The 19,822-nt window shown below is 37.5% G+C and carries 21 protein-coding genes; 7 read left to right on the top strand and 14 right to left on the bottom strand.

Features of this window, described 5'->3' with window-relative positions:
* Positions 1-120: 120 nt before the first annotated feature.
* On the top strand, positions 121-360 hold the full coding sequence (locus LPC21_RS05355) for a hypothetical protein (RefSeq protein WP_229316146.1): 240 nt from the start codon (positions 121-123) through the stop codon (positions 358-360).
* On the opposite strand, the gene recQ is transcribed toward LPC21_RS05355, so the two are convergent.
* Positions 361-2,556 carry a DNA helicase RecQ gene (recQ, locus tag LPC21_RS05350; protein WP_229316145.1) on the bottom strand — a complete coding sequence of 732 codons (2,196 nt, stop codon included), beginning with the start codon at positions 2,554-2,556 and terminating at the stop codon, positions 361-363. It abuts the gene before it with no gap.
* 84 nt (positions 2,557-2,640) lie between these two features.
* Between recQ and LPC21_RS05345 the strand changes: the two genes are divergently transcribed.
* From LPC21_RS05345 to LPC21_RS05325, 5 genes are read left to right on the top strand one after another with little or no spacing between them, the layout of a single operon-like run.
* Positions 2,641-3,606 (top strand): KpsF/GutQ family sugar-phosphate isomerase, encoded by a 966-nt coding sequence (locus tag LPC21_RS05345; RefSeq protein ID WP_229316144.1) that lies wholly within the window; start codon positions 2,641-2,643, stop codon positions 3,604-3,606.
* Entirely contained in the window at positions 3,606-4,421 is an 816-nt protein-coding gene (gene tatC, locus LPC21_RS05340; protein ID WP_229316143.1) for a twin-arginine translocase subunit TatC, read from the top strand. Before LPC21_RS05345 ends, tatC begins: the two co-directional genes overlap by 1 nt.
* The gene (locus tag LPC21_RS05335; RefSeq protein WP_229316142.1) at positions 4,414-4,761 is read left to right on the top strand and encodes a carboxymuconolactone decarboxylase family protein; all 348 of its coding nucleotides are present in this window, start codon (positions 4,414-4,416) and stop codon (positions 4,759-4,761) included. Before tatC ends, LPC21_RS05335 begins: the two co-directional genes overlap by 8 nt.
* 52 nt (positions 4,762-4,813) lie before the next feature.
* Positions 4,814-5,554 (top strand): LPS export ABC transporter ATP-binding protein, encoded by a 741-nt coding sequence (gene lptB, locus LPC21_RS05330; RefSeq protein WP_229316141.1) that lies wholly within the window; start codon positions 4,814-4,816, stop codon positions 5,552-5,554.
* A gap of 7 nt (positions 5,555-5,561) precedes the next feature.
* Complete coding sequence (locus LPC21_RS05325; RefSeq protein ID WP_229316140.1) at positions 5,562-5,792, top strand: DUF5808 domain-containing protein; 231 nt, start codon at positions 5,562-5,564, stop codon at positions 5,790-5,792.
* 5 nt (positions 5,793-5,797) lie between these two features.
* Here LPC21_RS05325 and LPC21_RS05320 read toward each other — a convergent pair whose 3' ends face one another.
* Positions 5,798-6,529, bottom strand: a complete 732-nt coding sequence (locus LPC21_RS05320; protein WP_229318554.1) for a CDP-alcohol phosphatidyltransferase family protein — start codon at positions 6,527-6,529, stop codon at positions 5,798-5,800.
* Positions 6,530-6,701: 172 nt separating this feature from the next.
* On the opposite strand from LPC21_RS05320, the gene LPC21_RS05315 reads away from it, so the two are divergent.
* The gene (locus LPC21_RS05315; protein ID WP_229316139.1) at positions 6,702-7,823 is read left to right on the top strand and encodes a lipoprotein N-acyltransferase Lnb domain-containing protein; all 1,122 of its coding nucleotides are present in this window, start codon (positions 6,702-6,704) and stop codon (positions 7,821-7,823) included.
* 43 nt (positions 7,824-7,866) lie between these two features.
* Here LPC21_RS05315 and LPC21_RS05310 read toward each other — a convergent pair whose 3' ends face one another.
* From LPC21_RS05310 to gmd, 12 genes are all read right to left on the bottom strand, one after another.
* On the bottom strand, positions 7,867-8,748 hold the full coding sequence (locus LPC21_RS05310; RefSeq protein ID WP_229316138.1) for a hypothetical protein: 882 nt from the start codon (positions 8,746-8,748) through the stop codon (positions 7,867-7,869).
* Positions 8,748-10,181, bottom strand: a complete 1,434-nt coding sequence (locus LPC21_RS05305; protein WP_229316137.1) for an MBOAT family O-acyltransferase — start codon at positions 10,179-10,181, stop codon at positions 8,748-8,750. The genes LPC21_RS05310 and LPC21_RS05305 overlap by 1 nt, the downstream gene beginning before the upstream one ends.
* Before the next feature lie 164 nt (positions 10,182-10,345).
* Entirely contained in the window at positions 10,346-12,229 is a 1,884-nt protein-coding gene (locus LPC21_RS05300) for a polysaccharide biosynthesis protein (RefSeq protein WP_420828053.1), read from the bottom strand.
* 194 nt (positions 12,230-12,423) lie between these two features.
* Entirely contained in the window at positions 12,424-13,293 is an 870-nt protein-coding gene (gene rfbA, locus LPC21_RS05295; protein WP_229316136.1) for a glucose-1-phosphate thymidylyltransferase RfbA, read from the bottom strand.
* Positions 13,294-13,339: 46 nt separating this feature from the next.
* Positions 13,340-13,696: a four helix bundle protein gene (locus tag LPC21_RS05290; RefSeq protein WP_229316135.1), complete on the bottom strand. Its 357-nt coding sequence runs from the start codon at positions 13,694-13,696 to the stop codon at positions 13,340-13,342.
* A 52-nt stretch (positions 13,697-13,748) separates the two neighbouring features.
* Positions 13,749-14,807: a dTDP-glucose 4,6-dehydratase gene (rfbB, locus tag LPC21_RS05285; RefSeq protein WP_229316134.1), complete on the bottom strand. Its 1,059-nt coding sequence runs from the start codon at positions 14,805-14,807 to the stop codon at positions 13,749-13,751.
* Between the two features lie 106 nt (positions 14,808-14,913).
* The gene (gene rfbD, locus LPC21_RS05280; RefSeq protein WP_229316133.1) at positions 14,914-15,762 is read right to left on the bottom strand and encodes a dTDP-4-dehydrorhamnose reductase; all 849 of its coding nucleotides are present in this window, start codon (positions 15,760-15,762) and stop codon (positions 14,914-14,916) included.
* A gap of 97 nt (positions 15,763-15,859) precedes the next feature.
* Entirely contained in the window at positions 15,860-16,408 is a 549-nt protein-coding gene (gene rfbC / locus LPC21_RS05275) for a dTDP-4-dehydrorhamnose 3,5-epimerase (RefSeq protein ID WP_229316132.1), read from the bottom strand.
* Between the two features lie 121 nt (positions 16,409-16,529).
* The gene (locus tag LPC21_RS05270) at positions 16,530-17,081 is read right to left on the bottom strand and encodes a sugar transferase (protein WP_229316131.1); all 552 of its coding nucleotides are present in this window, start codon (positions 17,079-17,081) and stop codon (positions 16,530-16,532) included.
* Positions 17,082-17,256: 175 nt separating this feature from the next.
* Positions 17,257-17,736, bottom strand: a complete 480-nt coding sequence (locus LPC21_RS05265; protein WP_229316130.1) for a cupin domain-containing protein — start codon at positions 17,734-17,736, stop codon at positions 17,257-17,259.
* An 11-nt stretch (positions 17,737-17,747) separates the two neighbouring features.
* The gene (locus LPC21_RS05260; RefSeq protein ID WP_229316129.1) at positions 17,748-18,683 is read right to left on the bottom strand and encodes a GDP-L-fucose synthase family protein; all 936 of its coding nucleotides are present in this window, start codon (positions 18,681-18,683) and stop codon (positions 17,748-17,750) included.
* Between the two features lie 21 nt (positions 18,684-18,704).
* Positions 18,705-19,817 carry a GDP-mannose 4,6-dehydratase gene (gmd, locus tag LPC21_RS05255; protein WP_229316128.1) on the bottom strand — a complete coding sequence of 371 codons (1,113 nt, stop codon included), beginning with the start codon at positions 19,815-19,817 and terminating at the stop codon, positions 18,705-18,707.
* Between the last annotated feature and the right edge of the window lie 5 nt (positions 19,818-19,822).

Here is a 19,822-nt window from a genome sequence, read left to right as displayed (position 1 = left end):
TTGGTGGCACCCTTTTGGCACAACAGCCCACAAAAATAACATTTTGAAGTGAATTCGGTCTATGAAAATAGCATCCATTTCATAAGAGAGTTTGTACCTTTGTCGTTCAATGGTACAAAAATGGAAAGAAAAATTAAATTAATTTGGGATTTTAGAGGACCTGCATCGGCAAAAACTGCCAAACACCACGAAATTCATCTTAAAGAATATATTGAGATAGAAAGATTACCTCTTCAAATTACTGGATTTGAAATACAGAATGAAATGCATGCTATTGCGTATATGGTGGTAACTGATGCATACATGATTGCCGTTCGCGATGCTTTGAAACCGCATCGAGGAGAAGTGTACCAAGAGTAATTAGTTGGCTACTTCACTAATGAATTTAATACGCATCAAACGCAATTCATCAATATCGAATTCCCCATCAAATTCTTTCAGCGCATCTTCTATTTTGTCAGAGTCTGATTCCATAAAATACTCATGAATTTCTTCTTGCTGATCGTCGTCTAACATGTCGTCAATCCAATATTTGATATTCAATTTGGTACCCGAATATACGATCTGCTCCATTTCCTTAATCAAATCATCCATCGACATCCCTTTGGCGGAAGCAATATCATCTAGTGATAATTTTCGATCGATATTTTGAATGATGTACAATTTATTCGCCGAATTGACTCCGGTAGATTTTACCACTAAATCATCTGGACGTATGATATCGTTGTCTTCTACATAACGATTTATTAAAGCTACAAAAGGGGCTCCATATTTCTTGGCTTTACCTTCACCCACTCCGTGGATATTCGTTAATTCTTCCAAAGAAATAGGGTACTTCAACGCCATATCTTCCAATGATGGGTCTTGAAACACCACAAAAGGTGGTACACCTATTGTTTTCGCTTCTTTCTTACGCAATTCTCGCAACATGGCCATCAAAGCTTCATCAGCAGTTCCAGAGGAACTGGCTGCACTTACAATTGCGTCGTCTTCGCTTTCATTGTATTCATGATCTTCCGACATCATGAAGGAAACTGGATTTTTAATAAAATCCAATCCTTTGTCCGTGATTTTTACGATACCGTAGGTTTCAATATCTTTGGCTAAATACCCTTCTACCAAGACTTGGCGTAACAAAGCCATCCAATATTTTTCATCTTGATCGGCACCACAGCCAAAAAAGGATTGTGAATCGGTTTTGTGTGCTTTAATCACAGCATTTACTCGACCTATCAAAGTAAAGACTACTTCTTTAGACTTATATAAATGTTTAGTATCTCTTACCACTTGGAGTAATTGCACGACTTGGTTTTTGGCTTCGACTTTGTTTTTCGGATTGCGAACATTGTCATCCATGTCAGCACCTTCTCCCGTTTCGCTATCGAATTCTTCACCAAAATAATGCAATAAAAATTTACGTCTTGACATTGAAGTTTCGGCATAGGCCACTACTTCTTGTAATAATGCAAATCCAATTTCTTGTTCAGCGACTGGTTTGCCCGACATGAATTTTTCTAATTTCTCTACGTCTTTGTACGAATAATACGCCAAACAATGACCTTCTCCTCCATCGCGACCTGCACGACCCGTTTCTTGGTAATAACTTTCTAAAGATTTTGGAATGTCATGATGAATTACAAAACGCACATCCGGTTTGTCGATTCCCATACCAAAAGCAATAGTTGCCACAACCACTTCCACATCTTCCATCAAAAACATATCTTGGTGTTTGGCTCTGGTTTTAGCATCTAAACCAGCATGATACGGCACTGCACTTATCCCATTTACCTGTAACACCTCGGCAATTGCTTCTACCTTCTTACGGCTTAAACAATAGATAATTCCTGACTTTCCTTTATTTTGTTTGATAAAACGAATGATATCCGATTCGATATTTTTCGTTTTAGTACGTACTTCGTAATATAAATTAGGTCGGTTGAAAGACGCTTTATAAGTAGTTGCGTCTGACATGTCCAAGTTTTTCAAGATATCCTCTTGCACTTTTGGTGTAGCCGTAGCGGTCAAACCAATAATGGGAACATCGCCCAATTGTTTGATAATGTGTCGTAAATTTCGATATTCCGGTCTAAAATCATGACCCCATTCTGAAATACAATGGGCTTCGTCTATAGCAACAAAAGATACTTTAACCGATTGAAGAAATTGAACGTATTCGTCTTTGGTTAGGGATTCTGGGGCAACATACAACAATTTGGTAATACCCGCAGTAATATCATTTTTTACCTGTGTAATTTCGGTTTTTGTTAAAGAAGAATTCAACACATGAGCAATGCCGTTTTCAGAAGACAAACTTCGAATAGCATCTACTTGATTTTTCATTAAAGCAATTAATGGAGACACTACAATGGCAGTACCTTCTTGAATCAAGGCAGGCAATTGGTAACAAAGTGATTTACCGCCTCCCGTGGGCATAATTACAAAAGTATTTTCTTTATTGAGAATACTTTTAATTACAGGTTCTTGCAGTCCTTTGAATTGTCCGAAGCCAAAATACTTCTTTAATTCTTTATGGATATCAATTTCGTTTGAATTCATTATTTACTATGTGGTATTTTGTATAAATTTGCACCACATAAAGATACTATTTTCTTTTACAAACACAAATTTAACTATTCTGTTTTGACAACAATATCAAATATATTGGCCAGTGCCAAAAAAACGATTCTCTCTGAGAGTCTATCCATCTCAAAACTAGCTGATTTACTAGACGCTAATTTTGTAGCAGCGGTAGAAAAAATTTACCAATCCAAAGGACGATTAGTAGTGACTGGAATTGGCAAAAGTGCTATCATTGCTCAGAAAATGGTAGCCAGCTTCAATTCGACAGGAACACCTTCGCTTTTTTTACACGCCGCCGAAGCCATTCATGGTGACCTGGGCATGCTGCAAAAAGATGATGTGGTGATTTGTATTTCAAAAAGCGGAAATAGCCCTGAAATCAAAGTTTTGGTTCCTTTATTAAAACGTTTCGACAATATTTTGATCGCCATCACTGGCAATATGAGTTCGTTTTTAGCGCAAGGATCGGATATTGTGTTAAACACTACAGTAGATAGCGAATCTTGTCCGAATAATTTGGCACCAACCAATAGTACCACAGCCCAATTGGTGATGGGTGATGCTTTAGCCGTATGTTTGATGGAAATGCGCGATTTCAAAGCGGAAGATTTTGCGGTGTATCATCCAGGAGGCGCTTTAGGAAAAAAACTGTTGCTTCGCGTCAAAGATATGTTAGAGAATTCGTTGAAACCCATTGTTGCGCCAGATGCACCTATCAAAAAAGTAATTTTTGAAATTTCCGAAAAACGCTTAGGAGTTACTGCTGTGGTAGAAAACAACAAAGTTATCGGAATTATCACAGATGGAGATATCCGACGCATGTTGAACGAAAGAGATTCTTTTGCTGAAGTAACGGCTCAAGACATTATGACTAAAAACCCAAAAACCACCACCTCAGAAGCGATGGTAATTGATGCGTTTCACATGATGGAAAACTTTAAAATCACGCAACTGATTGTGGTAGACGATTCAGAATTCAAAGGCGTATTGCATTTACACGATATTTTAAAAGAGGGAATTATATAATGGCGAAGAAAGATTTAAACGAAATGTCGTTTTTGGACCATCTAGAAGAACTGAGATGGTTATTAGTTAAAAGTACGATTGCCATTCTTGTTATGGCTACCGTAACTTTTTTTGTAAGCGACTTTATTTTTAATGATGTTATTTTTGGCCCAACCAAAGCCGATTTTATAACCTATCAATTATTTTGTGATTTATCCCATCAGCTGGGGTTTGCCGATAGTATTTGTGTTACAGATATGGCCTTCATCATTCAAAATACCAATATGGAAGGGCAAATCAACATTCTAGTTTGGACTTGCATCACCGCCGGTTTTATATTGGCATTTCCATTTATTTTATGGCAAATCTGGCAATTTATTAGCCCAGCTCTGTACGAAAAAGAAAAAAAGCATGCGAAACTATTTGTGTTTACGTCGTCCATTCTATTCTTTATGGGAGTTTTGTTTGGCTATTTTGTCATCGTACCCATGTCGGTTAACTTTTTCGCGACCTTTACGGTCAGCGATGTGATTAAAAATCAATTCAGTGTGGATTCGTATATTGGTATGCTTAAAACCAGTGTGATCGCCTGTGGATTGTTTTTTGAATTACCGATCATCATTTACTTTTTAACCAAATTAGGATTGGTAACACCAACCTTCTTACGAAAATACTGGAAATATGCTGTGATTGTAATTTTGATTGTAGCCGCTATCGTGACTCCTCCAGATGTGGTGAGTCAAATTATTGTGACTATCCCAATGTTATTAATTTATGAAGCAAGTATTTTGATTTCTAAAATTGTAATCCGAAATAAAGACAAAGCAAATGGCTGATATCGTTCAAGAATTTAATGAGTACCGTTCTAAAATGAACGAGAAATTATTGGCAGACAATAATAAAATAGTAAAGCGTATTTTTAACTTGGATACCAATGCCTATGCTGAAGGCGCTTTGGATGTAAAGACCAAAGAGCTTTTAGGTCTAGTAGCTTCTGCTGTTTTGCGTTGCGATGATTGCGTGAAATACCATTTGGAAACCAGTTACAAAGAAGGAGTAACCAAAGAAGAAATGATGGAAGCTATGGGGATTGCCACTTTGGTTGGCGGAACCATTGTAGTCCCGCATTTGCGCAGAGCTTATGAATTCTGGGAAGCATTAGAGAGTAATCAATAATAAATCAATTCAATTGTTACATTTACGAATTGAATAATTTACACCTTTAGAAATGATATTAAGAGCAGATAATTTGGTAAAAACCTACAAAGGCCGCAGTGTCGTGAAAGGGATTTCGGTGGAAGTAAACCAAGGCGAAATTGTAGGTCTCTTAGGTCCAAACGGAGCGGGTAAAACGACTTCTTTTTACATGATTGTAGGATTGGTAAAGCCTAATTCAGGGAGCATTCATTTAGATAATTTGGACATTACAGATTATCCTATGTACAAAAGAGCTCAAGCCGGAATTGGATATTTAGCTCAAGAAGCTTCTGTTTTTAGAAAACTAAGTATTGAAGATAATATTCTAAGTGTGTTACAATTGACCTCTTTATCCAAAGCCGAACAAGAAGCCAAGATGGAAAGTTTGATATCCGAATTCAGTTTGGAACACATTCGTACTAACCGAGGTGATTTATTGTCTGGAGGAGAAAGACGTCGTACTGAAATTGCACGTTGTTTGGCCACTGACCCCAAGTTCATCTTATTGGACGAACCTTTTGCAGGTGTGGATCCAGTTGCAGTAGAAGACATTCAGCGCATTGTAGCTCAATTAAAAAATAAAAATATTGGTATCTTAATTACCGATCATAATGTTCAAGAAACACTAGCCATTACAGACAAAACCTATTTGATGTTTGAAGGTGGGATTTTGAAAGCAGGTATTCCCGAGGAATTAGTCGAAGACGAAATGGTTCGTCGCGTGTATTTGGGACAAAACTTCGAATTGAGAAAGAAAAAATTAGAATTCTAACTTTCGAATGATGGAACAACCAAGTAAAGAAACTCTTGAAAAATGGCACAAAGATCCCAACAATTGGAAATGGGGTAGCTTTTATTATAACAAAGAAGACCATCGTTTGCTGCCACCAAAACGAATTTCTTGGATGGGATGGACTGTCAATTTTGCCAACCCAAAATCAGTAGCATTATTTGTAGCTATACTTGTTTTTTGTCTTTTAAGCGTACTCTACGCTGAATCGTTAAAATAATTCGTTTAAGCTAAGCGATTCATTTTAGTCAAGGCATTATTCGCAACCGAAAGCAGCACATATAACACAATCACCAAAGGAATTCCAGCATATTGAAAAACAGCCAACAATCCGATTGAGCAACCTAAAAAACTAAATTGCAAAGCGTTTTTCTTCAGACTCATTTGCTTGATTTTCAAGGAAAATAACGGAATCTCAGCATTTAGCATGTACACACTAAGTAGGATAATTCCAACCAAAACAAAAGGATTCGTTAACAATTCCAAAACAAAAAAGGAATCGGAATAGCGCAATACCAAGGGCAAACTCAAAATAAATAAGGCATTGGCGGGTGTTGGTAGACCAATAAAAGAATCGGTTTGACGGGTATCAATATTAAAGTTAGCCAAGCGATAGCACGATCCTAAAGCGATCAAAAATCCTAAAAAAGGAAATGGTTCCACAGCCCAACCTACTTTTGGATACCCACTAGCACTTCCCATCATTTGGTACATTACCATTCCAGGCACTACACCACTTGTCACCATATCGGCTAAAGAATCCAACTGCAAGCCTAAGGGACTAGACACTTGAAACAAGCGGGCAAAGAAACCATCAAAAAAGTCCAAGAAAATCCCCAAACTCACAAAATAAAAAGCCATTTCAAAATCAGCTCTCGAGGCAATAACCATAGCGATACAGCCACAGAAAAGATTGAGTAATGTAATCGTATTGGGAATCTGTTTTTTAATCGTCATCATAAGTAATAAATAACCGTCTAGGAGGGCAAATTTAATATAATTAGTGAATGCTATTGCGTTTGGCTTGGGTTTTTTCGATAGCATTCCTAGTTTAATAGAATTTCAATGACAAAATAGTAACTCTTTATAAAAAAGTTTACTTTTGAAAACGATAGCAATATGTCCCACTATGAAGTTTACACACCTGCAAAAAATCGTTCTATTAGTAGTTCTTTGGATGAGTATTCCGTTCTGCTTCTCGCAAACAACTCCCCTTTCAAAAGAAGCTAAAATAAGTGTACTGACTTGCGGAACGAGCAACGAAATTTATGCCTTATTTGGCCACACCGCCATCCGAGTAAACGATAGCGCTAACGGAATGGATGTGGTGTATAATTATGGCGCCTTTGATTTTGGCACTTCAAATTTTGCACTGAAATTTGTTAAAGGTAATTTGCAGTATTTTGCTGTTGCCAATTCGTATGCCGATTTTATTGCCAATTATTCTTATGAAAGACGTTCTGTTTACGAACAAGAATTGCGTCTAACAGTTCCTCAAAAAGAAAAATTAGTAGCCTTACTCAACCAATCTTTATTATTAGAAAACCGCGAATACACCTATAAATTCATCGACCAAAACTGCACTTCAATGGCAGTAGACGTAATCAATAAAGCAGTTGAAAAGGAAGTTATTGTAAAAAAAGGCGATACCGTTTCGACTTACAGAAGCATCTTGTATCCGTATTTTGACCATCATTTTTACGAACAGTTGGGAACCAGTATCATTTTTGGTACCAAAACAGATCAAGCAGGAACCGCTATTTTCTTACCTTTTGAATTGAAAGAAAGTTTGGATCAAATTCAATTGAACCAACAACCAATTGTAAAACAAAACAACACACTTTTAGAATTTGAACCCGAAACCAATTCGTCATGGTGGAACAATCCTTATACGTACTTGTTGTTTTTAGGATTCATTCTACTTCTAAATAAAAAATGGTGTGATACGTTTTATTTAGCTAGTATGGGAATTTTGGGGATCGCATTTACCATTTTAGGATTCTACTCTACCCATTTAGAATTAGCAAACAACTACAACACCTTAGTGTTCAATCCCGCCTTAATAGCCTTGCTCGCGTTTGCCAAAGCCAAAAACAAAAAAGGCGTCCAATTCACTTTTTGGTTCAATTGCATTGCATTAGTACTCTATGCTGTATTGCTAACAAATAAAGCACATCTTTGGATAGTAGCGCCTTTAATTATTACGAATGGGGTCATTATAGTACGCCGTTATTGGAAAAAACAAGTGTGATTTACGATATTCGATTTACGAATTACGAATTACGAATCTCTATTTACGGTTTCCCAAAGAAATCTTTCAAAATAATTTTAGTAAACATGCGAGCGCCTTCGTCGTTCAAATGACCACAGGAAGAAAAATACTGGTCGCCTTCAACCGCCTTTTCATAATTGTGAATCTCGGGGTATTTGGATTGTACTTTATCAAAATAATCCATTCCTTTTACGTTAGAACACATCGGAGTCATTAAAGCAATCAACTCGATATGATTCGCTTTGCAAATGGCTTTAATCTCTTTGTAATAGCGATTGTTCAAAGGTTTCATCTTGCGAATATCATTTTTCATATTCCCTTTTTTCTTGCCTCCTAAAGGATGATACCCTAAATTATCCAGATAGTTCGTTGGCACTTGTCGCCAACTACGGTTCATTTCGCGAAAGCCAATTTTGGCATCAAAAGCCAAATATCGGTAGAACGGAATGTAATACAACTTCCAAAAATCCTGCTCTACAGCAAAATGATCTTTGATAATTTTCGAGTCGTGCAAATAGGGTAAAAATTGGGCTGATATTCCGGCATCCCGAGTTTCGTTAGCCAAATTCATATCGGTTTCCAATATCAATTTTTTGATTACAAATTTCCGTTCAATCATCAATTTTAGTAATAAGGAAGCTTCAAACAAATGTGAAGCACTCATACCATAATTGAACGTCTTGATTCCTTTTTCTTCAAATAAAGGGGCTACAAAATGATTGTTGGCGCGAGACGAACCTAAAAAAACTACATCATATTGCTGCGGACTAGCGTGATAGACGTATTCGATTTTTCCTCTAGTGGAAGATTGTTGAAAAATGGTAGTATAGCCCCAATCCAAAACTACTGCCAGTAGAAGTATTGCAATCAAAATAAAGGCGAGTAAACGGCTAAATTGTTTCATTAAAATTGAAAATAAATAAATTCTTTATAATCGGAAAAAGTACCCAAAGCCAAAATAGCGGCTAAGCACAGTACTAATTTCAAACCGCTGTACTTTCCTGAAATGGGCTCGACCTTAGTTCTAGAATTCCATTCTACCACAACAAAAGCGCCAATTAAAAAAAGTAATTCGTAATTGTATCGTTGGTTTTTAAGAAATTGAGAGCTGAAATGTTGGTCGGTGAAAATCTGCTGAATGTACCGAAGCGCCTGACTTATTGAACTCGCTCTAAAGAAAATCCAAGCCAAACAACTCAACATAAAGGTCATCAAAATACTACCAAGAACCCGAACCGATTCCCAATTGCGTTGTAATACCACCGTTTCTATATTGGTTCGATTGCGTTTCAAAAGCAAGAGCGGCAGAAAATAAATAGCATTAATCAATCCCCAAGCGATGAAGGTCCAATTGGCACCATGCCAAAAACCACTCACTAAGAAAATAATAAAGGTGTTGCGAATTTTCATTCCCATACCGCCACTACTGCCACCTAACGGAATATACAAATAGTCCCGAAACCAAGAGGAAAGCGAAATGTGCCAACGACGCCAGAACTCGGCTATATCTCTAGAAAAATAAGGGTAATTAAAATTGCGTAATAAGTCAATTCCAAACAATTTAGACATTCCCAAAGCCATATCCGAATAACCCGAAAAATCACCGTAAATCTGAAAAGCAAAATAGACCGCTCCCAAAATCAGCGACAGCGAATTCATAGACGAATGATAATCAAAAATAGCATTGGCATAGGTCGCACAAGTATCGGCAATGACCACTTTTTTGACCAATCCCCACAAAAATTGATAGACGCCTTCTTTGGCTTTCTCAAAATCAAATTGACGTTTGATTTTTACTTGTGGCAATAAATGCGTAGCGCGTTCTATTGGCCCAGCCACTAGCAATGGAAAGTAACTCACAAAAAGGGAGTAATCGACAAAATTCGTTTCGGCCTTGATGCGTTTCAAATAAATATCGATCACATAAGACAAACCATGGAAAGTATAAAACGAAATTCCAACAGGTAAGACTACATTCAACAAGAACGGACTGGTAGACAAGCCGACGCTATTCAATGCTTCTGAAAGTGAACTAGCAAAAAAATTGTAGTATTTGAATACACCAAGAAATCCTAGATTCACGATAATACTCAACCAAAACCAAAATTTTCTTCCCCTTTCGGTTTTGCCTTTTTCAATTTGGAGACCCGTGTAATAATCCAAGAAGGTAGAAAACACCAACAAGAACAAGAAACGCCAATCCCAACAGGAGTAAAAGTAATAACTCGCTACTATCAGCACTGCATTCTGACTGGCTTTGCTTTTATTAAAAATAAACCAATAGAGCACAAATACGATGGGTAAAAAAACCGCAAAGGACAACGAGTTAAAAAACATAGTTAGGGGTTTCCAAATTTCAAACGCGAAATTAAGATATATTCTTTTTACAAACTAATTTTATATACGAGCTACGTTTTACGATACTCGGTTCACGACTTACGAAAAAAAAATCCCTAAAGAATAGTTCTCCAGGGATTCGTAGTCGGTTAGTGAGTGAAATATTACTTATCCAAAACTTCAAAAGTAGAATTCATACTCTTGAACTCAGGTACAATTTTCTTCATTTGCGCTACAATAGCCTTACTGTTGTAGACTACTGAGCCCGTAATTAATTCATTAATATAGTTATGTAACACTTCAAACTCTTCCTCAAGTTCTTGAGCAATCATAATTTTTTCGTGGTGGGTTGGAATCGTTTTTGAATTGTCGTTCAATAATTCTTCGTATAACTTTTCACCAGGTCGAAGTCCTATAATGTCAATTTTCATATCCACATTAGGAATAAAGCCAGCCAATTTGATCATCTTTTCAGCCAAGTCATAAATCCTAACGGGTTTTCCCATGTCAAAAATATAGATCTCGCCACCATTACCCATGGCGCCAGCTTCTAATACCAATTGACAGGCTTCAGGAATGGTCATAAAATATCGAATGATGTCTTTATGAGTGATAGTTAAGGGACCTCCTTCTGCAATTTGTTTGGTAAACAAAGGCACTACAGAACCATTCGAACCCAATACGTTCCCAAAACGTGTGGTGATGAATTTAGTGGCAGCCACGTTTTGTTCTTGCTTTTGTTTCCATTGTAACGACTGTACGTATTTTTCAGCAATACGTTTACTAGCTCCCATCACATTGGAAGGGTTTACCGCTTTGTCTGTAGATACCATCACAAATTTCTCTGTTCCGTATTTACAAGATAAATCTGCTAAGTTTTTAGTCCCTTTCACATTGGTGATAATCGCCTGAGCTGGATTCTCCTCCATCAAAGGAACGTGTTTGTAGGCAGCCGCGTGGTAAACCACTTGGGGTTGGTAAGCTGCAAATACAGACTCCATAGCTTTTCGACTACGCACATCGGCAATGACACTATAAATTTCAGTGCTTGATTCCAGCGCATTGGTCTCTAAAGTAAGATCGTGCAAAGGTGTTTCGGCTTGATCCACCATAATCAACTTGGCCGGTTCAAAGCTCAATACTTGTCGTACAATTTCGCTTCCAATAGAACCCGCTGCACCCGTAATTAAAACTGTTTTGCCTTTTAATTGTTTGGTAATGGATTTATCATCTAAAATAATCGGCTTACGATCCAATAAATCCTCAATCTGTATGTTTTTAATTTTCTGAGAGATCTCTTTTTGGTTCTCCCAGTTGGTAATCAAAGGCACGGTAAATACCTTATAATTGAATTCCAAACATTGGTCTACAATCTGTATTTGTTCGTCTTTGCTTAAGCTTTTATCAGCAATGATAACGCCTTCGGCACCAATAGATCGCAACAAGGCAGGTAGTTTTTTCTTTTGTGCCAAAATAGGCAAATCCAACATACGTTTGGATGTATTTTGGTTGTTGTGATCCACAAAACCAATTACCTTAAAACGAGCAGGTGTTTCAAAATTCAAGGCATTGGCTACCGAAATCGCATTGGAATCGGTACCATAAATGATGACGCGAACCAACTTATTTTTAGAAGAATCAGAAAAATAGAGTTCAAACGTACGCTTGACTATCACACGGTACAAGAACAAACCGCAAAAAGTGAAAACCGTATTGACAAACAAGGCCGTATTTAAAAAGGCTTTATCCTCAAAGTTCCACTCATAAATCAAATTAAAAATCAGGAAGAAAACCAAAATCGAGACCTGTGAAAATAACAATTTTACGGCATCGATATAAGAAGAGTGACGAATAATACCCGAATACGTTCGGAACAACCAGAACGAAAAAACGTTCATGACCAAAAAGAAAAACAATAATTCTTTCCAGTAAGGTGTCAGCACAAAGTTCAAACCAGTACCTCTAAACAGTAAAAAACTAAACAAACAGGAGGCAATTAACACCCCGAAATCAATAGATAAAATGATCCATCGAGGTAGATAATTCAAACTACTAATACTGAATCTTAGATTTTCTTTAGAAAAAAAAGAAGTGGAATTCGTTTTATTTTCAGGCATATAACTATTCAAATAACTTTGATTTTATAACAACTTTATCAAACTATACCGAATGATACACTCAAAAGTAAACAAATATTTGTAAGTAAAAGAATATTATTTCGGTATTATAAATTGTTTAGATTTTACTTCTTAAACTTCAACAATCCTAACAAATAGTCACCGTATCCGGACTTGCGAAGGGGTTCAGCAATTACTTTTAATTGGTCAGTCGTGATGAATCCTTGACGCCAAGCTATTTCTTCAATACATCCCACTTTCAAACCTTGACGTTCTTCCAATACCTGAACAAATTGTCCCGCTTGCATCAAACTAGCAAAGGTTCCCGTATCCAACCAAGCCGTTCCACGACTTAAAATACCCACTTTTAGTTTACCTTGTTTCAAGTATTCTTTATTGACATCGGTAATCTCGTATTCGCCTCGAGCTGAAGGTTGAATGTTCTTAGCAATTTCCACGACTGAGTTGTCATAAAAGTACAATCCGGGTACCGCATAGTTCGATTTCGGTTCCAATGGCTTTTCTTCAATAGAAAGCGCCTTAAAATCGGCATCAAACTCCACTACGCCATAACGCTCCGGATCTGAAACATGGTAGGCAAATACCACACCTCCATCAGGTTTCGTATTAGATTGCAATAACTCTTGCATATGGGCTCCAAAGAAAATATTATCGCCCAACACTAAAGCCACTGCATCGTTACCAATAAAATCAGCGCCAATCACAAAAGCTTGCGCTAATCCATTCGGAACGGCTTGCTCTGCATAACTAAATTGGCACCCAATCTGTGATCCATCACCCAACAACTTTTTAAAGTTAGGCAAATCATGGGGCGTCGAAATAATCAAAATTTCATTAATCCCAGCCATCATCAAAGTCGATAAGGGATAATAAATCATCGGCTTGTCATAAACCGGCATCATTTGCTTGCTCATTGCCAAAGTCAAGGGGTGCAATCTTGTACCGGATCCTCCGGCGAGTATAATTCCTTTCATAGTTTCTATTTTTTCGTGATTCGTAATTTGTGATTCGTAATCCGACTCACGAGTCACGCTTACTTATATATCGAATTAAACCAAAAAGCATTTGTTTAATTTTCTCAATTTGGTCTAAATAATTATCTACTGAATTTACAAATTGTAAACGTTGCGATAAAAGTATTTGAGTTTCTAATTCGGATAAAGAACCCATAGCAATATACATAAATTGTACAAATTCTTTGTTTCCTTTTCTAGCTGCACCTTCGGCAATATTGCTAGGAATAGATATAACGGCTCGTTTCATTTGACTTATCAAACCGTATTTTTCGTCTGTTGGGAAATCTTTTGTTAAGTTATAAATCTGTTCAGCTAACAACATTGACTGTTTCCAAACATCTAAATCTTTGTGATTTTTCATATTAATTGGGGGCTTAAATAATTTTCACGATTCACGACTCTCGGTTTACGAATTACGAATCCCGATTCTCATATTGCTTTTCATAATAACTCGCATACGCCCCCGAGGTCACGTTATCCAACCATTTTTGATTGTCCAAATACCAATTCACCGTGCGCTCTAAGCCTTCTTCAAAAGTAACGGATGGTTTCCAACCCAACTCTTGGTTGATTTTGGTAGCATCAATCGCATAACGCAAGTCGTGACCTGGACGGTCTTTAACATAAGTAATCAACTGAGCCGAAGTACCAGCTGGACGACCTAATTTTTCGTCCATGATGCGGCACAATAATTTGACCAAATCGATATTTTGCCATTCGTTGAAACCGCCAATATTGTAAGTATCGTGATTCACTCCTTTATGGAAAACCAAATCAATAGCTACCGCATGGTCTTCTACGAATAACCAATCGCGGGTATATTTACCATCACCATATACCGGTAACGGCTTGTTATGAATAATATTATTAATGAACAATGGAATCAATTTCTCTGGAAAGTGAAACGGACCGTAATTGTTCGAACAATTCGTCAACACATACGGCAAGCCATAAGTTTCACCATAAGCACGCACAAAATGATCGGAACTTGCTTTCGAAGCTGAATAAGGCGAATTCGGGTCGTAAGCGGTAGTTTCAGTAAACAAACCTTCGGCACCCAAACTTCCATACACCTCATCGGTACTAATGTGGTAAAAGCGTTTGCCTTCCATTTGGTCTTTCCAAATCGTTTTGGCCGCATTCAGTAAATTCATGGTCCCAATCACATTGGTCTTCACAAAAGCCAAAGGATCGGTAATCGAACGATCCACATGCGATTCGGCTGCTAAGTGTAACACCCCATCAAATTGATGTTCCGCAAACAAGGCATCGATAAAAGGAGCGTCTACAATATCACCTTTTACAAAGGTATAATTAGGCGCCTTTTCAATATCGGCAATGTTTTCTAAATTTCCTGCATAGGTCAAGGCATCTAAATTAAATATATGATAATTCGGATACTGATTCACAAATCGTCTCACCACATGAGACCCAATAAATCCGGCCCCGCCGGTGATGAGTATTTTTTTCATTTTATTTATTTTTTCGTGATTCGAAATTCGAAATTCGTGATTAGCTTCGCTCCGTTCGGCTTTGCCTCGGGTAGAAATTTACGAATTACGGTTAACGATTTACGATTCACGCTTTCATACATCTTTCTAAACTCTCTCGATATCCCGGCACCACCACCCCAAAAGTAGTCGTAATTTTAGATTTGTCCAATAAGGAATAATGCGGTCGTTGTGCTGGCGTAGGATAATCCGAACTTGGAATACCAGATAGGGCACAATCGAAACCTCCAATTTCTTGAATGGCTAAAGCAAATTCGTACCAGCTGATTTCCCCTTCGTTCGAAAAGTGATAGATTCCTGCTTGCCAATGCGGATGCGTAATTATAGTTAAGATCGCTTGCGCCAAATCGGCGGCATAAGTGGGACTGCCTATTTGATCGTTCACCACATTTAAACTATCGCGTTCCTGCATCAAGCGAGACATCGTTTTGACAAAATTATTCCCAAAACGCGAATACACCCAAGAAGTACGAACAACAATTGCATTGGGATTTTCTCGAAGACATGCTTGTTCTCCAGCCAATTTAGTTTGTCCATAGACGTTGATTGGTCCTGTTGGCGCCTCTTCGATTAAAGCTACATTCGAATTGCCATCAAACACATAATCGGTAGAAACGTGAATCAAACGACAATCGTGGTTGGCACTCCATTGTGACAAAACTCCAACAGCTTGGTGATTCAAAACATCCGCTAATTCAGTTTCCATTTCCGCTTTATCTACGGCGGTATAGGCGGCGCAATTAATTATAATTTGCGGCTGAATAGTTTCCAATACCTTCGATATCGATTCCAAATTACTCAAATCCAAAACGGAACGATCCGCAAACACCCATTCGAATTGCGAATAATGGCTGGACAACTCCTTCAATTCAGAACCCAATTGGCCATTGGCACCTGTTACTAGTATTTTTTTCATAATTTATGCGTGATTCGTAAATCGTAATTCGACCCGAGGCGAAGCCGAACGGAGCGAAGTTAATTTCGATTCACGTATTACGGTTCACGATTCCCGATTAAAATTGACTATTACACCCCTCTATCCCCGGCAATAGCAAATCTTTATCCGACACAATAGCGGCTGCTAAGTCCATGCCCCAGTCGATGTTCAAACTCGAATCGTCAAAACGAATCCCGCCTTCACTTTCCTTGTTATAAAACTGATCGCATTTGTACAATACGACTGCCGTTTCACTGATGACTGAAAAACCATGGGCAAAACCATGCGGTATCAACAATTGTTTTTTATTTTCGTCAGATAGCGTAATGGCAAAATGCTGCCCATAAGTAGGCGATTGTTTTCTAATATCTACAGCAACATCAATGATTTCTCCTTCCAACACTCTCATAAGTTTAGTCTGAGCAAAAGGCGGATTTTGATAATGCAAGCCTCTCAAAGTACCGCGTTTAGAAAACGATTGATTGTCTTGCACAAAGTTAATATGTATCCCTTGGGCTGCTAGTGCATTTTGATTATAGGCCTCAAAAAAATACCCACGCGCATCTTCAAATACGGTGGGATTGATAATTACTAAATCTTGAATTGAGGTTGTTTCTATTGTCATTGTATTCTGGTGTCGGTTGTCTGTTATCGGTTGTCTGTTATTGCGAACGTAGTGACGCTATCTGTTCCTATAGTAAATTGTTATATTTTAAATTCGTAAATCAAATATCGTAAATCGTATATTACTTGATCATTCTATCCCCAGACCCTTTCCCCAAAACCGTAGCAATAATGTAATAAAAATACTGAATGACTGTCAATTGACTGGTCATTACGGCATCAGTTTCAGCTAGGAGTTGTGGTGTAGACATGTCTATTTTATTGATTTGTGACAAACCAGTAATTCCAGGAACTACTTGGTACACTCCTCTGCTATCACGCTCTTGAATTAATTCTTCTTGATTGAATAAATTAGGTCGTGGACCTACTAAACTCATATCGCCTAAAAGGACATTCCATAATTGTGGCAACTCATCTAGTTTCGATTTGCGCAAAAAAGCACCGTATTTCGTTACCGCACTGTAATTCGCTAAATGCGTCGCTACCGATTTCGTATCCAAATGCATGGAACGAAATTTATACAAATTAAATGGCTGCTTGTTTTTGCCAACACGCTCTTGACAAAAAACAGGTGAACCCGTATCAAAATACCCAATAATTAGTAACACAATAACAATTGGACTCAGTAGTACTAGTCCAATCAAAGAAAAAATAAAATCAAAAAAACGAATCATTTGTTTATATTTATAATGTTTAATGGTTATGAGTTTATAAGATGTTCTATAATTATACTTCAATCAATCTGAACACTAAAAGCTGATCACTGAACACTTCTTATATCGTACCTCAAACTTCGTAAATCGACCCGAGGCGAAGCCGAACGGAGCGAAGCTAAAATCGTAGATAGAATTATCTTCCAAAATCATCCTGCACCCGAACAATATCATCTTCATCCGAAGGATGATTGGCATCCGTATGCTGCCAAATCTCGGCGATTACAGCATAATCATCCAAGCCTATTAAACGATGACGTTCTCCTAGTTGCAAAGTAATCGTATCTCCCACATTCAATAGTTCCAATTCGCCTTCTGCATCGTTAGCACTTCGTTTGACACCAGCTTGACCTTGGATAACACGCCATATCTCGGCTCTACGGTGGTGGTACTGCCAGGACAATCGTTTCTCAGGTGCTACCACTAATATTTTCGGACTCAATGCTCCACCTCTTTTTAAGGTAGACACCTCCAAGCCGTCAAAATACTGATTGGCAAATTGTTGCGCTTGCTGTTCAGCAATTACGAAAAAACCACCCCAAGGGCGGTTATGATCTTTTGAAACGATTTCAAATTGATTCGCTTCTAATTGGTTTTGTATGTTTTCAAATATCATAATATAACAATTTATTTAGACCAATCACGGTCTTTTATTTCTTCATAAACCTTCTTGATTCCTTCGTCTAAACTAATAGACGCTTTCCAACCCAGATTAGTCAACTTCGACACATCCATCAACTTACGCGGTGTTCCATCGGGCTTGGAAGTATCAGTTATAATTTTTCCTTCAAAGCCAACAATTTGTTTCACCATTTTAGCTAAATCCAAGATGGAAACATCTTCTCCAACACCAATATTCACTAATCCAGACTCATTGTGCGTTTCCATTAAATACAAACAAGCGTCAGCCAAATCATCCGCATGTAAAAACTCACGTAAAGGACTACCGGTTCCCCAAATAATAACTGCTGCATCTCCATTATTTTTTGCAGTAATAAATTTTCGTAACAATGCGGGCAAAACGTGGGAATTATTCAAATCGTAATTATCATTTGGACCATACAAATTCGTTGGCATCACCGAGATAAAATTACATCCGTATTGTTCCCGATAGGCATCACACATTTTAATTCCTGCAATTTTAGCAATCGCATAAGGTTCATTGGTTGGCTCTAACAATCCTGTTAGCAGGTATTCTTCTTTCAAAGGTTGCATTGCTAATTTAGGATATATACAGGACGAACCTAAAAACAATAACTTTTTCACTCCATTCAAATACGCCTGATGAATCACATTGGATTGTATCATCATATTTTCATATATGAAATCGGCTCTATAAGTATTATTAGCAACAATACCTCCCACTTTGGCAGCAGCTAAAAAGACATAATCCGGTTTTTCATAGGCAAAAAAATCAGCAACAGCTTGTTGATTTCTCAAATCTAATTCCGCAGAAGTCTTTAGTAAAAAATTACTATATCCCTTCAATTGCAATGCTCTTAAGATGGAGGAACCTACCATTCCACGATGCCCTGCAATGTATATTTTTGACAATTTTTCCATATAATAAAATGGTGGATTTAATTAAGCTCTAAAGCCATTTTGTTGTAACATCATTTCTCTTTTTACTCGTTCAACATCTGAAGTTACCATCTCACTAACTAAACCTGCTAAATCATATTGCGGTACCCAGCCTAATTGTCTTTTGGATTTGGTTGGATCGCCAATTAATAAATCGACTTCGGTTGGACGGAAATATTGAGGGTCAACCGCAATTACTTGCTTACCAATTTCAATTTGAAATTCAAGATTATTACATGCCTTAACATACCCTTTTTCATCAACTCCTTTACCTCTGAATTCAATTTCAATTCCTAACTCACCAAAAGCCATTCTCACAAAATCTCTTACATAGGTAGTTTCTCCCATAGCAATTACATAATCTTCCGGCTTGTCTTGCTGTAAAATACGCCACATGGCTTCTACATAATCTTTAGCATGTCCCCAATCGCGTTGGGCATCCAAATTCCCTAAATACAAACAATCTTGTTCCCCCAAAGCAATAGCAGCAGTTGCCATGGTAATTTTTCTTGTCACAAAGGTTTCACCTCTTCGGGGTGATTCGTGATTAAACAAAATTCCATTACAAGCAAACATATTGTAGGCTTCTCTATAGTTTTTAGTAATCCAAAAACCATAAATCTTAGCAACTCCATAAGGAGAACGAGGATAGAATGGAGAATGTTCATCATATAATCCTTTTTCATTTTTATTTTCGGCTAAACCTCCATACAATTCAGAGGTGGAAGCTTGATAAATTCGCGTTTTCTTTTCTAAGCCTAAAATACGAACCGCTTCTAAAATACGTAAAGTACCTATTCCATCCACATTAGCCACATACTCAGGGGAATCGAAGGACACTTTCACATGACTCATAGCCCCAAGGTTGTATATCTCATCTGGTTGCACTTCTTGAATAATTCGAATAATATTAGTAGAATCAGTCAAATCGCCATAATGTAATTTAAAATTTATATGGACTTCATGTTGATCTTGATAAATATGATCAATACGTTGTGTATTGAATGAAGAAGCCCTTCTTTTCACTCCATGCACTTGATATCCTTTTTCTAATAATAATTCCGCCAAGTACGAACCGTCTTGACCTGTAATTCCTGTAATTAGGGCTACTTTCATTGATA

It is taken from the genome of Flavobacterium ammoniigenes (assembly GCF_020886055.1).
In the GTDB taxonomy this organism is placed as follows: Bacteria; Bacteroidota; Bacteroidia; order Flavobacteriales; family Flavobacteriaceae; genus Flavobacterium; species Flavobacterium ammoniigenes.
This window is presented reverse-complemented; position numbering and strand designations above follow the sequence as displayed.

What these genes read in the sequence shown, in the direction of transcription:
- LPC21_RS05305 (WP_229316137.1), bottom strand. Translation starts at nt 10,181, where the DNA reads ATGTTTTTTAACTCGTTGTCCTTTGCGGTTTTTTTACCCATCGTATTT.
- LPC21_RS05315 (WP_229316139.1), top strand. Translation starts at nt 6,702, where the DNA reads ATGAAGTTTACACACCTGCAAAAAATCGTTCTATTAGTAGTTCTTTGG.
- LPC21_RS05310 (WP_229316138.1), bottom strand. Translation starts at nt 8,748, where the DNA reads ATGAAACAATTTAGCCGTTTACTCGCCTTTATTTTGATTGCAATACTT.
- tatC (WP_229316143.1), top strand. Translation starts at nt 3,606, where the DNA reads ATGGCGAAGAAAGATTTAAACGAAATGTCGTTTTTGGACCATCTAGAA.
- LPC21_RS05270 (WP_229316131.1), bottom strand. Translation starts at nt 17,081, where the DNA reads ATGATTCGTTTTTTTGATTTTATTTTTTCTTTGATTGGACTAGTACTA.
- lptB (WP_229316141.1), top strand. Translation starts at nt 4,814, where the DNA reads ATGATATTAAGAGCAGATAATTTGGTAAAAACCTACAAAGGCCGCAGT.
- rfbB (WP_229316134.1), bottom strand. Translation starts at nt 14,807, where the DNA reads ATGAAAAAAATACTCATCACCGGCGGGGCCGGATTTATTGGGTCTCAT.
- rfbC (WP_229316132.1), bottom strand. Translation starts at nt 16,408, where the DNA reads ATGACAATAGAAACAACCTCAATTCAAGATTTAGTAATTATCAATCCC.
- rfbA (WP_229316136.1), bottom strand. Translation starts at nt 13,293, where the DNA reads ATGAAAGGAATTATACTCGCCGGAGGATCCGGTACAAGATTGCACCCC.
- LPC21_RS05265 (WP_229316130.1), bottom strand. Translation starts at nt 17,736, where the DNA reads ATGATATTTGAAAACATACAAAACCAATTAGAAGCGAATCAATTTGAA.
- gmd (WP_229316128.1), bottom strand. Translation starts at nt 19,817, where the DNA reads ATGAAAGTAGCCCTAATTACAGGAATTACAGGTCAAGACGGTTCGTAC.
- LPC21_RS05335 (WP_229316142.1), top strand. Translation starts at nt 4,414, where the DNA reads ATGGCTGATATCGTTCAAGAATTTAATGAGTACCGTTCTAAAATGAAC.
- recQ (WP_229316145.1), bottom strand. Translation starts at nt 2,556, where the DNA reads ATGAATTCAAACGAAATTGATATCCATAAAGAATTAAAGAAGTATTTT.
- rfbD (WP_229316133.1), bottom strand. Translation starts at nt 15,762, where the DNA reads ATGAAAAAAATACTAGTAACAGGTGCCAATGGCCAATTGGGTTCTGAA.
- LPC21_RS05290 (WP_229316135.1), bottom strand. Translation starts at nt 13,696, where the DNA reads ATGAAAAATCACAAAGATTTAGATGTTTGGAAACAGTCAATGTTGTTA.
- LPC21_RS05320 (WP_229318554.1), bottom strand. Translation starts at nt 6,529, where the DNA reads ATGACGATTAAAAAACAGATTCCCAATACGATTACATTACTCAATCTT.
- LPC21_RS05355 (WP_229316146.1), top strand. Translation starts at nt 121, where the DNA reads ATGGAAAGAAAAATTAAATTAATTTGGGATTTTAGAGGACCTGCATCG.
- LPC21_RS05325 (WP_229316140.1), top strand. Translation starts at nt 5,562, where the DNA reads ATGATGGAACAACCAAGTAAAGAAACTCTTGAAAAATGGCACAAAGAT.
- LPC21_RS05260 (WP_229316129.1), bottom strand. Translation starts at nt 18,683, where the DNA reads ATGGAAAAATTGTCAAAAATATACATTGCAGGGCATCGTGGAATGGTA.